The following is a 13,118-nucleotide window of genomic DNA, read 5'->3' as shown; positions in this document are numbered from 1 at the left end:
GGGTTATGTTCAGGTAGGCCTCTTGGCTATGATTGTGAAAGTTGGTTGATATTCGGAGTAAATATCTTTGGCCCCTTGGGGGTGCTTGCTTTTGTCTGCTCCATCTGGTCCTTACAAAAGAATTCATTGATTCCACAATATTTTTTAATGGCCGGTTTTGCAGTGTCCATGATTTACTGGTTGTCACACATATAGTGAGCAAACACATCTCAACGCGTTAGAGAGGAGCGCGCAAAAGACAGGGGACCCTCAATTCCACGATATAACTTTGAGAGTTGGCAGGTAGAGCTTGAGTGAAAGATTCAGGCAAGGAGGAGCATGAAACTGCATACTATCCATCACGTTGCGATAATCTGCTCTGATTATCAGAAAACTAAACATTTTTACACCACTATCCTGGGGCTCGAAGCGGTTTCAGAGAATTACCGGGCCCAGCGAAAATCATTTAAGCTTGATCTGGCTTTACCGAGCGGCGTTTTGCTGGAGATACTTTCTTTTCCCGAAGCACCAAGGCGACCGAGTTATCCGGAAGCATGCGGTCTCAGACATCTTGCCTTCGGGGTATCCGATCTCAATGCCGCAATGAGCCATCTTGAAGAGCATGGTGTCAAGGTAGAGCCTGTCAGAATAGATGAGCATACAGGCAAACGCTTTACCTTTTTTCCAGATCCGGACGGGCTGCCGCTGGAGCTGTATGAAGATGTCGATAGCGAGATCTGACCTTTCCATCTATTTCATCGTAATCTCCTTTAAAACATTGACGTTGCAGGAGAAGATCCGCCAAAATACTCCTTTTTGATCTCTTTTGATTCTGATACTCTTATGGGGAGACGATGAACACGCTATTGAGACAATTTTCATCAGAATACCTGACTGAAAATGAGTCTCATTCAAGGAACAGTTCACAGGGGATCTACATGTTCGATCAATTGCGTTTATTCTGTACTGATAATCGTGAGCAGATAACCGGCTTGTTTGAGAGATTCATGCGGCTGGATAAGATGTTTTTGCTCAAGAGTGAAATATGGGATGAGTTCACCCTTTACTGCCAGGAGCACAAGCAGCAGCGTTTGCTGAAGTCTCCTATGGCAATAGCCCTCTCTAAGACTCAAGAGATTTCGGTTGACGGCGAGTGGCTTTATATGGCTATTCGGCCCAGGGTGGCCCGCTGGCATTACCTGCGATATTGTTATCAGGATGGAGCGATTACTGAAGTGGATGTGGCTGAGTTTATGGCTTTTAAGGAAAAACTCATACAAGGGAAATATGTCGAGCAAATCCTGGAGTTTGATCTGGCACCATTTGAGCGTGACTTTCCCAAAATGACCCAGAGTCGCTCGATCGGGCATGGGGTGGAATTCCTGAACAGAATTTTTTCCAGTCGGTTAAGTAGTGCATTAACCGGGGGTGATGAGCTGATTCTCTCCTTTCTCAGAGTGCATGGCTATAACGGTCAGCCTTTTATGATCAATGATCGCATCAAGACCGTTCGTGCATTACGTAACGCCTTGCTTGAGGGTGTTGAATATCTGCAAAGTCAGAAAACAGAAACAGAGTGGCCTGATATGTCGGAATCGTTGCGAAATATTGGGTTTGAACCTGGCTGGGGTCGTACCCGGGGGCAGGTTGAGGTGGGTTTCTCAAGGCTTGCCGATCTGTTGGAGGCACCGGATCATCAGAATCTGGAGCGTTTTATTACCGCTGTTCCTATGATATTCAATATCGTGGTACTCTCGCCCCATGGCTTTTTTGGCCAGGAAAATGTTCTGGGGCTACCCGATACCGGTGGGCAGGTAGTCTATATTCTTGATCAGGTACGGGCGCTGGAAAAGGAGATGAAAGAGCGGATTTACAACCACGGCCTTGATATACAACCGCAGATCATCATCCTAACCCGTTTGATACCAGAGGCTGGGGAGACCACGTGCAATGTGGTCGAGGAGCATGTTTACGGCACAGATAATGTGCAGATAGTCAGGGTGCCGTTTAGAAATGAACAGGGCGAGATATTGCCCAATTGGATTTCACGTTTTGAGGTGTGGCCTTATCTGGAGAGATTTGCCGAGGAGGCGCGCCATGAGGTGCTGTCGCGGCTGGGACGTAGACCGGATCTGATAATCGGCAATTATTCAGATGGCAATCTAGTCTCCTATCTCATGGCAAAATCACTGGGTGTTACCAACTGTACCATCGCCCATGCCCTTGAGAAGACCAAATACCTGTTCTCCTCTTTGTATTGGAAGGAAATGGAAAAGCAGTATCATTTCTCGTGTCAATTCACGGCTGACATGATCGCCATGAACGCTGCCGATTTTATTATCACCTCAACATATCAGGAGATCGCGGGATCGAGTGATGTGGTAGGGCAGTATGAGAGTTATTCATCCTTTACCATGCCGGAATTACAGCGTGTGCTGCAGGGAATAGACGTGTTTGATCCCAAGTTCAATATCGTCTCACCGGGTGCAGACGAATATGTTTACTTCAGCTATGGTGATAAGGATCGACGATTTAGCGAGTATAGCAGCCAAATTCGGGAAATGATTTATGGACCGCCACATCCCGAGGGGCGTGGCTCGCTGGCGGAGCAGGAAAAACCTTTGATATTCTCCATGGCGAGACTGGATCGTATTAAAAACCTCACAGGACTTGTTGAGTGGTATGGTCAGGACGAGGAACTGCGTAACAGGACCAACCTGATGATAATCGGTGGGGTGGTGAATCCCGATGAATCAGGTGATGAGGAAGAACGGGCACAGATCCAGCTCATGCATGAGCTGTTTGACCGATATGAGCTGGACAGTGAAGTGCGTTGGCTGGGGGTGAGGCTTGATAAAAGGGTCACTGGCGAGTTGTACCGCATGATTGCCGACGCAGGTGGTGTTTTTGTGCAGCCAGCCTATTTCGAGGCATTTGGTCTGACGGTGGTAGAGGCGATGGCTTCAGGCCTGCCCACGTTTGCAACCCAGTACGGTGGTCCGCTGGAAATAATCGAAAATGGAAACTCCGGTTTTCACATCGACCCCAACCATGGTGCGGTAACAAGAAAAATTCTGGTAGATTTTTTCAGGCGTTGCGAGGAAGATCCGGCCTACTGGCAGAAAATATCAGCTGGGGCCATAGAGAGGGTGAATGCCAGATATACCTGGACGTTGTATGCCAGACGCCTGCTTTCTCTCACCTGTATATACGGCTTTTGGAAATTTGCCACGAACCTGGAAAGGCAGGAGACCAATCGCTATCTGGAGATGTTGTACCACCTGCAGTTTAAGCGACTTGCTGAAGGGATAAAGCATTGATTCTGCATTAGACGACAGTTTCCAGGGGAGAATGTTGTTTAGTGTGCCAATTGGCAGGCAATCGTTGAATAAAGTGAGGTGTGGCTTTTACACCTATCACCTCACTCCTCAATAATTTGCTGGCTAGACTGATTGAGAATTCATGCAAAATTCCAAAGCTATTTAGTAAAGGTCCTGTAATACGCCCGCTATCATCCAATCAACCCATAATGCCACAACCCCTCGATCACTCCGGCAGCATATTCTCCCTCGCTGAAATAGACCCGGGGGGAACGCTTCAGGAATTCCAGCTCTTCACTGTGGTTGCCGACAATAAGCCCACGGGTTTTACCCGTTAGCATATCCGCGTCATTGCCCGAATCACCGGCAACCATCACGTATCGCGGTAAAAATTCATACTTATACTGCAGGTAGTTGACAGCTTTACCCTTGGATGCCCGGTGTGGGAGAATGTCGAGAAACTGGTTGTGTGAGAAAATCACTTTGCATCGTAATTTCTGCTTTTTCAGTTCCGCATTCAAAATATCCAGTCTATTTTCCTCGTTGTTGAGGTAATAGCTGATCTTGTGGCTTCGCTGGCCCTCAGATTCCTGAAATATCAGCCATTCGAATTGTGCCAGGGTTTCCTTGATCTCCTCGGGCTTCCAGAGGTGAGATATATGCTGCTGCCAACCTTTATCCATTCTCAGGTCGGGTCCATAGTAAATCTCGGTGCCAACAGAGCAGATCAGCACATCGGGCATGGGGATGTTGTATTCGGTCATTGCCTCCAAGGTTAACTCAAGACTGCGGCCGGTTGCCACGCCCCAGGCGAGTTTTCGATTGTTTTCTTGGAGGATATCGAGCAACTGGTACAGACTGTCGTTGTCTCCGACCAGAGTGTTATCTATGTCGGTGATCATTAGTTTTTTCAGCCCTAACAAGCGCTTACCAAAAGAAGGCCTCTTGCTGGCAAGTGGTCTGGCCTGACTATTGATTTTGCTCGCCTCCTGGCCATACTGATCTGGCAGAAATTTTAGATATTGCTCCATGGTGCTGTGGCAGTGTGCGATCCAGCTGTAATGTTTGCGAACACCATTGATGCCATTGTTGGAATATTTCTCCCAGCTTTCGGGATCGATCAAAATAGCTTTAAGGCTTTTTACAATCTCTTCCGTTTTACTTACATCAACCAGGATGCCGCTCTTGCAGTTGGCAACAATATCCACGGGCCCGCCGTCATTGGTAGCGACAATGGGGAGTCCGCAGGCTGATGCTTCTATGATCGTCAGGCCGAAAGGTTCGACCAGGGCCGGATTGACAAATACCCCTTTGCTCTGGGCACACATGCGATAAAGAGCAGGCACTTCTGTAGCAAAATCGTGTTTCTTGGGGATTGCCAGTTTGCCGTACAGATCATACCTGTCCATCTGCAACAGCATATCGGTCAGGACCGCTTTCTCATTTTCCTCCATGGAATTGATATCCTGACGAATACCTGCAAAGATCGCGATGTTCGCCAGAGCCTGCAGTTCTTGGTCGCTTCCGTAGGCATCTATCAGGCCGGTAATGTTTTTACGTTGATCTGGTCGGCACAGGGCAAGGATAAATGGCTTGTCCGGGTGGAGCCAGAATCTATGCAGCTCATTGCGTAACGTTACCTTGGTTTGTTTAGCTTCCTCACTCAAGAGGTCGATATCGAGTTGCGAGTCGTAATACGGGTGAAAGGTATCAAGATCAATTCCCGGCGGGATTACAGTGTAAGAAGCAGTGGGGCCATTATCGTACAGGCCGTACTGTTTCTCAATTTCCTGCTGGGTAGAGGTGATGATCATGTCTGCCCGTTGTATAACCTGTTCTTCAGTCTCTATCCTTCTCGTTATTTTATATTGTCGCTCAATCTCAGTCTTGCTGGTACCGCTGGAGAGCAGTTTGGCCAGCTTGTTGCGGCCCATGGAGTGACCGGTGAAAAAAAATGGTGTATCGAAAGCTGCTGAGAGTTGCATGGCGACATAACCTGCGTCGGCGTAATGTCCATGAAAGATGTCTGGCTGGCGATCCTGATTGTTAATGAATTTTATGGTCTTGTCGATGAACTCCTCAAGATGAGGCCAGAGCAGTTCCTTGCGCCTGTAACGTCTGCCACCGCATTGAATCCGCACAATACGTGCATTTTCGGAGAGGTGTTCTATCGGGGTGCAATAGTCTTCGGCAGTTGCTTTGTCACATACCAGCCGGGTAACCAGATCTACTCTGGCAACTTGCTCGTGTCGTGCCAAGGCTTTTGTAAGTTCAACAACATATTTGGTTTGTCCACCAGTGTCTGCATCCCTGCCGAGCTCCAGTGAGTGGCCGCGGATGAGTCCGTGAACGCTTATCAGTTGCAGATAGAGTCCGTTAGTATTCATAATCTCAGGGGGAATGTTGGTGAAGAACCGCGTATGGCATGAATGAGGTCTCCCGAGGTTAGACGGCGAATGCTATTTTCGTTCAAATCAAAGCATCGAGGGGCAAGTATGTATGTGCGAAATTAAAAATTAATTCACACTCTACTTGGCTACCTGTGTGCAATGTTTTCCTATCGATAAAGAAGAGTTACAATAAAACCGCGTGCTCCGATAGGTTCCTGGCCGTTGAACAGGTCAAGTTAGTATTGCATGAATGAGTCAGGAATGCAACGTTCGCAGGGTTTTTTATGGCAAGTATTCGGATTGAATTGAAAAAAGGTTAGAACACGGTGGAATACTTCGCCGTAATTACTCAGCGGATGGGGAAGTTTCAGCAATGAAATCAGGGTCTATTCTTTACTTACCAAGGTGAGTAAAGAATCGAGAAAGGCCTGGTAATGGTGGGGGAGGGTTCGTTTGCTGGCAGTTGCGATATAAAAGCTGCGGAGCATGGTAAGGCCGTGTATTTCTATTTCGCGGACAGTGCCTGCTTTCAGCTCATCCTGCAGGGCATGCCTGGAGATGATTGAAACTCCCAGGTCTGCCTTTACCGCCTCTTTTACTGCTGTGCTGGAACCGAGCATTGCCACGATATCGAGCTGATCGGTGTTTATCTTCTGTTCTGCCAGAAAATTTTCGATATTTTTTCTGGTACCGGAGCCATGTTCACGGAAAATGAAGGGCAGCTCCAACAGATATTCCGGTGCTATCTTGTCGGGGATGTCTCTCTTAGCTGAGCAGACCAGGATGAGTTCATCCTGGGTAAATGGCAGGTAGGTAATTTTTCTGGCAGGAATCCTGGCTCCGACAATGCCGAGAAACAGGTCGTTAGCGAGTATAGCCTGAACAATTTTAGCAGAATCGTCAATACGAACCTCAAAAGAGATTCCAGGATATGTTTCCTTGAATGTGGAAGCTATCGAGGGCAATACGTACGCGCCGGGAATGGTGCTGGCGCCAATAATCAACTCGCCCGAGACTGTCTGGCCGGCCATGGCGATTTCTTCTTCAAGCTTTTGCATATCCTGGAGAATGGCCAGAGCCCTTGGATAAAGAATTTCGGCTTCCCGGGTGGGCATGATTGAGCGACCCAGCCGGTCAAACAGCCTGCAATCCAAGTGCATTTCAAGATTGCGTATGTGTTCACTTACTGTCGGTTGGCTGGTGTGAAGCATTTCGGCCGCTTTGGTGAAGCTGCGAGTCTGATAAACCGAGGTAAATATGCGTAAGTGTCGTGTTTCGATTGTTCTACCCTCGCGAAGAAAATGAAATTCTTAAGCTAAACTGGACAAAAAGCATAATACGATCATCGGGTTATTGCTACATAGTTTTCACCCTCATCTGCTGCTTTTATCCCAGGACGGGAAGACAAGAAAACTTCTGATCGACAGGCAAAGCTAAAGTGGCAGAGTGGTAGAGTAGATTTATGTGGCTAAGACTATTAAAAAATAAAACCCGTTCCTGCTGGTTTAACCGGAACGGGTCTGGTGGTCAGCCGAAGCCTAATCCTGAAGCAGAGGCGTGCTCAGATATCGTTCGCCGGTGTCGGGCAAAATAACAACGATTGTCTTACCCTCATTTCCCGATTCTCTCGCGATCTCCCTGGCCACATGGGCAGCAGCACCGCAGGAGATGCCACAAAGGATGCCTTCTTTTCGAGCCAGTTCCCTGGCCGTCTCAAAGGCTGCATCATTGCTTACTGTTCGGACTTCATCAATAATATCGGTATTTAGAATGTCGGGCACAAAGCCTGCACCGATGCCCTGTATTTTGTGGGGACCCGGCTTGCCGCCGGAGAGAACCGGCGAATCCTCCGGCTCGACCGCTATCGATTTCAGGGCAGGGTTAAGTTCTTTAAGAACCTCTGAGCAACCGGTAATGGTTCCGCCTGTACCGACACCAGCCACGAAAATATCGATTTTACCATCGGTATCACGCCAGATTTCTTTGGCGGTGGTCCGGCGATGGATGGCTGGGTTGGCTGGGTTGGCGAACTGGTTTGGCATCCAGGAGTTTGGTGTCTTGGCCAGCAATTCCTCAGCTGTGGAGATGGCTCCTTTCATACCACCGGCAGCGGGGGTTAGTACCAGCTCTGCGCCCAGATGCTTCAGCAGTTTTCGTCGCTCGATGCTCATCGACTCGGGCATGGTAAGAATCAGTTTGATGTTCTTGGAAGCACAGACAAAGGCCAGCCCCAGGCCGGTATTACCGCTGGTAGGCTCGATGACCGTGGTGCCTTTGTCAATCAGGCCATCTTGCTCAGCAGCTTCAATCATTGACACTGCAATTCTGCATTTCACGCTGCCCAGGGGGTTGCGTGATTCCTGTTTACCATAGATAACAGCATTGCAGCCGGCAGAGAAATTATCCATTCTCAGCAGCGGGGTGTTGCCGATTGTATCTGATATTGTGCTCACCATATGTAGTCACCTCGTTCCGGGGTTGGGTTATTTTTTGCCGTTTGAGTAGATAAGTTCCGGGCGTTTCAACAGAACCCTAGTGCCCGATTCAACGCTTTCGGTCAGCCAGATGTTACCGCCGATAACTGAACCTTTACCGATGATCGTATCTCCGCCCAGAATAGTCGTATTTGCATAAATTATAACGTCATCTTCAATTGTAGGGTGGCGTTTTTTGTGGCGCAGCTTCTCTCCCGCATTACGCGGCAGGGAGAGCGCACCAAGAGTTACACCCTGATAGATTCTGACATTGTTACCGATAACAGTGGTTTCACCGATGACCACGCCTGTACCGTGATCGATGAACAGACCTGGGCCGATGGTTGCCCCGGGATGAATATCGATGCCGGTAAGACTATGGGCATATTCCGTCATAATACGAGGAATAATTGGTACACCCAGCCTGAATAGTTCATGTGAAATTCGAAAAATGGAAATAGCCAGCAAGCCGGGATAGCTGAAAATCACCTCGTCGGGATTGTCGGTTGCAGGATCACCGGCCAGGGTTGAACGGATGTCCTGGGCGAGAAGAGAGGCGACATCTGGCAGGGTTTCGATGAAATCAAGAGTCGTTTGGTGGCCCTGCTGCTCGCAGGCAGTGCAGGGCTGGCCGTGCCGGCGGCAGTCGTGCCGGATGGCCATGGTAATCTGCTCAGAGAGGTTCTCGTAGAGATCAGTGGTTTCCTTACCGATATAGTATTCTATATTGGAGGCGTAGAGCTTGGCTTTGGTAAAGTAGCCGGGAAACAGGATTCTACGGGCCTGGTTGACAATATCGATAACCTGTTGGTGAGACGGGATGGAGACAGGGCTGATATGGTCATAACAATCTTTGGCCTGCCAGGAGCTGAGCAAACGTTTGACGACTGCAGGAACCTTGTTGTGCTTGCAGTTGCTTGAAACCTGAACATGATCGCAGGGAGCGGCCAGCGAGTCGCTCACTGAGCTGATTTTGGTTTGAATAGGCATAATGTATTGAGCTGAATAAAAATGAACTATTGAACTGCTTGGTTAATATTTTTCCGGCGAAGCCCACGCTTACAGTGGTTTTTCAGCTGTTGTGATGGGAACTCCGGGTTAATTGCTCTTTTCAATAATAAAAACCCCGTAGGTGGCACGCAGGTTTGGCAGATATTTGACAATTTGCCCACTGCTGCTGGCACTGTTGGTGTTGATCGCAATTTCGTCGACGATAGTATAACCGACATCTCGGGCGAAATTTCTGAAATCCCTCAAAGTTATCACGCGGATGTTTGGCGTATCGTACCAGTGATAGGGGAGCTGGTCGTTCTTGGGTGCGACGCCTCCTGTCAGCAGCTGCCAGCGAATCGAGTAGTGGCTGAAGTTCGGAAAAGAGACGATTACCCTGCGCCCGATGCGTGAGAGTGAACAGAGCAGTCGGGCGGGTTCGAAAATCTGCTGCAGTGTCTGGCTGAGGATGACATAGTCGAAACTGTTATCGGGGTAATCCTCCACCTCTTCATTGAGGTCGCCCTGCAAAACACTCAACCCCCGGGAAATGCAGTGGGCTGCGTTGTCCTTGTCCAACTCTATTCCGGTGCCTGTGATCTGTTTGTTGGCGGCAAGCCAGGCCAGCAGATCGCCCCTGCCGCAGCCGAGATCGAGCACCCGGCTGCCAGGTTCGATCCAGTTGGCAATAATCTGCAGGTCAAAACGAATTGATGAATTATCAGCTAATACCATTGAGAAAGCCTCGAATCAGATTGGTGAGCCGCTCATCAGGAATAAGAAACGCGTCATGGCCGCAATCGGCTTCGATTTCGCAAAAACTCACATCCTGGCCGTTTCGTTTTAATGCCTGGACCAGTTCCTTGGCCTGATAGGTCGGATACAGCCAGTCTGAACTATATGATATGACAAGAAACTTCGATTCATAGCCATGCATTTTCCCCAGGCAGCCGTTCTCCGTCAACCTGTCCTTTAAGTCGAAATAATCGGCCGCTTTGGTGATATAGAGCATGGAGTTGGCATCAAAGCGGCGTACAAACTTACTGCCCTGGTACCGAAGATAGCTCTCTACCTGGAAATCGACCCCGAAGTCATATGAGAAGTCGTTTTTGTCCTGCAGTCTGCGGCCGAACTTGCGGCGCATGGCCTCGTCGGAGAGGTAGGTGACATGACCCACCATCCGGGCCACGGCCAGGCCGAGATCGGGCTTTTCTCCCTCGTAGTATTCTCCCTGCTGCCAGTTCGGGTCGGCCATGATCGCCTGTCTGGCAATTTCGTTAAAGGCTATGGCCAGTGCAGAGTGTCGCATGGTGGTGGCGATGGGCACGGCTGAGCGGACCATCTCTGGGTAGCGTGCGCACCATTCCAGCACCTGCATGCCTCCAACGGAGCCACCGATAACAGAGAGCAGTTTGGGGATTTGAAGATGATCGATCAGTGCTTTCTGGGCTTCGACCATATCCCCGATGGTGACCATGGGGAAGTCCATACCATATGGCTTACCGGTCTCGGGGTTAATGGAGCTCGGGCCGGTAGTACCCATGCAGCTGCCCAGAATGTTGGTGCAGATAACGAAGTACCTGTTGGTGTCGATACCTTTGCCGGGGCCAACCATAAAATCCCACCAGCCGGCTTTTTCCTGCTCGGTATCGTCGCTGTGATAACCAGCCACGTGGGCATCACCGGTGAAGGCGTGGGTGATGAGGATGGCATTATCCTTTTCCTCCGAGAGGGTCCCGTAGGTTTCGTAGGTAATGGTTATCGGTCCAAAGCTGGCACCACTCTCAAGCGTCATTCCTCCGGGCGGCTGGGCAAAGGTGAAGTGCTTTTTTTTCACCACCCCCACCGAACCGGCCGGGAATGGTGAGTTGTTATCCAATCCAGCCACCTGCGGACTATCTGTTATCCTGGTATTCACCACTAGCTCCTTGCGGTGGCGATTGCCTGGTCGAGATCGGCGGTGATATCTTCGATATGCTCGATGCCGATGGAAAGCCTGATCATACCGTCTGAGATGCCGCCAGCCTCAAGCTGTTCGCTGGACAATTGCGAGTGGGTGGTTGAAGCAGGATGAACCGCCAGGGATTTGGCATCGCCAACGTTGGCAAGGTGCGAGAAAAGCTTGAGGCTGTCGATGAACTTCTGGCCAGCTTCCCGACCACCACGGATGGAAAAAGATACCATGCCGCCAAAGCCGTTTTTGAGATATTTTGCCGCGGTTGCATGGCCGGGTGAGCCTGGGAGGCCAGGGTAGTTAACCGATTCAACCTCTGGATGGTCCTGCAGGTGTCTGGCTACAGCCAGGGCATTTTCGGAATGCCGTTCCATGCGCAGGTGCAGGGTCTCGATTCCCTGCAAAAACAGCCAGCAGTTATCCGGGCTGATGCAGGCACCGAGATTTCTGAGCGGCACCAGACGCATTCTCAAAGCAAAAGCGATGGGGTTCATCTCGCCCAGGTCATGGGCATAACGCAGTCCATGGTAGGAGTGGTCAGGCTCGTTGTACAAGGTGAATTTCGGGTTGGTCCAGTCGAAAGTTCCAGCATCGATGACAATGCCGCCAAGGCCGGTGCCATGCCCACCCAGCCACTTGGTCAGGGAGTGAATGACGATGTCGGCACCATGCTTGATCGGCTGGAACATGGTGGGCGGGGTAAAGGTAGAATCGACGATGAGCGGCAGACCGGCATCGTGGGCAACTTTGGCTACCGCTTCGATATCGGTCATGTTCAGGCCGGGGTTACCGATGGTTTCACAATAGACTGCCCGGGTTTTATCGTTGATTGCCGCTTTAAAATTCTCAGGGTCGTTCGGGTTTACCATACGAACCGTAATGCCGAACTGGGGCAGTATCGAATCGAACTGAGAGAAGGTACCTCCATAGAGGTTATTGGCGGCAACAATTTCATCACCCTGTTCGCAGATATTGATAATGGCGTAAAAGATCGCCGAAGTGCCGGAGGCGAGGGCTAATGCTGCAGCACCACCCTCCAGTTGGGTCATGCGCTGCTCCAGGATGTCCTGGGTCGGGTTGCCCAGTCGGGTGTAGATATTGCCAAGCTCTTTTAAGGCAAAAAGATTTGCAGCATGTTCAGTGGATTTGAACATATAGGCGCTGGTACGGTAAATAGGCACCGCCCTGGAGAGGGTGTCCTGATCCACCTTGTGTCCTGCGTGTACGGCTAATGTTTCCAGCTTCATATATTTTCCTTTATAACAGATTGGAGCGTGTTCAGGTGTTCAGTATTGCCCCCTGATCTTTAAAAAAGGGGGCAAGTGTTGCAAACGAGGTTGCGCGACAATTGAGGCCATCTGGCTAGTTTTGCGTGCTTCTCATTTGGTCTACCGTGTCCTTCAGTTTCTGTCCGTTTCGACTTGCGAAATCAGGATTAATTTTAAGCAGTTCTTCCCAGCTGGCAAGGCCTCCTTCGATGTCTTCCAGATCATAGATGCGGACGATTCCCTCATTGAATCTCGAAGGCTGATGTTGCGGGTTCATCACCTGGGCTTTATCAAACCACTCCACAGCTTTTTCGGGCTGTCCTGTACGGCGGTACATAACTCCCAGATCTGTAAGCAGGTCAGCGTCACCTTCATGATATTTCAGGGAGGTGAGATATGCGTCGATGGCTTTTTCGTTTTGCTCGGTATCAAAGTAAAGGTGACCGAGGGTTACCCAGCCCTGATAGTTTTCCGGATCGGCTTGTAATTCCTGCTCAAGCTTGTCGATGGCCTGACCCAGTTCCTGGTTCTGTTCGTGGACATGTGGATCTTTGGTAGTCGCGGTTTCATTGGAAACCGGGCCTGTTTTATACACAGTGAAGAGTACACCGCAGATGAAACCGACGATGAAGATAACCAGAAAAGTAATGATGGGTTGCTGCTGTTTTTTTGCGTCTGTCATATTGCCTCAGCTAAAGGAAGAAAGGGTTTATGTAAAGTTGGTTATGATACGACAGGATTGG

Annotated in this window: 10 protein-coding genes; 2 read left to right on the top strand and 8 right to left on the bottom strand. The window is 49.7% G+C overall.

What is annotated here, in order from left to right:
• Positions 1 to 318: 318 nt before the first annotated feature.
• Both ACN5NT_RS15575 and ACN5NT_RS15570 read left to right on the top strand, forming a co-directional pair.
• On the top strand, positions 319 to 720 hold the full coding sequence (locus ACN5NT_RS15575) for a VOC family protein (protein ID WP_419176030.1): 402 nt from the start codon (positions 319 to 321) through the stop codon (positions 718 to 720).
• A 197-nt stretch (positions 721 to 917) separates the two neighbouring features.
• Positions 918 to 3,299, top strand: coding sequence for a sucrose synthase (locus ACN5NT_RS15570; protein ID WP_419176029.1), 2,382 nt, complete (start codon positions 918 to 920; stop codon positions 3,297 to 3,299).
• 191 nt (positions 3,300 to 3,490) lie between these two features.
• Here the strand turns inward: ACN5NT_RS15570 and ACN5NT_RS15565 are convergent, their stop codons facing one another.
• The 8 genes from ACN5NT_RS15565 to ACN5NT_RS15530 form a co-directional block, all read right to left on the bottom strand.
• The gene (locus ACN5NT_RS15565; protein ID WP_419176028.1) at positions 3,491 to 5,686 is read right to left on the bottom strand and encodes an HAD-IIB family hydrolase; all 2,196 of its coding nucleotides are present in this window, start codon (positions 5,684 to 5,686) and stop codon (positions 3,491 to 3,493) included.
• 389 nt (positions 5,687 to 6,075) lie between these two features.
• Positions 6,076 to 6,969: a selenium metabolism-associated LysR family transcriptional regulator gene (locus tag ACN5NT_RS15560; protein ID WP_419176102.1), complete on the bottom strand. Its 894-nt coding sequence runs from the start codon at positions 6,967 to 6,969 to the stop codon at positions 6,076 to 6,078.
• Between the two features lie 258 nt (positions 6,970 to 7,227).
• A complete protein-coding gene (gene cysK / locus ACN5NT_RS15555; RefSeq protein WP_136796481.1) occupies positions 7,228 to 8,145 on the bottom strand; it encodes a cysteine synthase A in 918 nt (305 codons plus the stop codon).
• Between the two features lie 27 nt (positions 8,146 to 8,172).
• Entirely contained in the window at positions 8,173 to 9,153 is a 981-nt protein-coding gene (locus tag ACN5NT_RS15550) for a serine O-acetyltransferase (RefSeq protein ID WP_136796482.1), read from the bottom strand.
• 108 nt (positions 9,154 to 9,261) lie between these two features.
• A complete protein-coding gene (metW, locus tag ACN5NT_RS15545; RefSeq protein WP_176360040.1) occupies positions 9,262 to 9,888 on the bottom strand; it encodes a methionine biosynthesis protein MetW in 627 nt (208 codons plus the stop codon).
• Positions 9,875 to 10,948 (bottom strand): homoserine O-acetyltransferase MetX, encoded by a 1,074-nt coding sequence (metX, locus tag ACN5NT_RS15540; RefSeq protein WP_419176101.1) that lies wholly within the window; start codon positions 10,946 to 10,948, stop codon positions 9,875 to 9,877. Before metX ends, metW begins: the two co-directional genes overlap by 14 nt.
• Before the next feature lie 125 nt (positions 10,949 to 11,073).
• Positions 11,074 to 12,354, bottom strand: coding sequence for an O-acetylhomoserine aminocarboxypropyltransferase/cysteine synthase family protein (locus ACN5NT_RS15535; protein WP_419176027.1), 1,281 nt, complete (start codon positions 12,352 to 12,354; stop codon positions 11,074 to 11,076).
• A 115-nt stretch (positions 12,355 to 12,469) separates the two neighbouring features.
• Entirely contained in the window at positions 12,470 to 13,057 is a 588-nt protein-coding gene (locus tag ACN5NT_RS15530; protein WP_136796484.1) for a tetratricopeptide repeat protein, read from the bottom strand.
• Between the last annotated feature and the right edge of the window lie 61 nt (positions 13,058 to 13,118).

Source organism: Desulfosediminicola sp., assembly GCF_048381775.1.
Lineage (GTDB): Bacteria > Desulfobacterota > Desulfobulbia > Desulfobulbales > Desulfocapsaceae > Desulfopila > Desulfopila ganghwensis.
The sequence above is the reverse complement of the archived record's forward strand: the minus strand, read 5'-3'. Positions and strand labels throughout refer to the sequence as shown.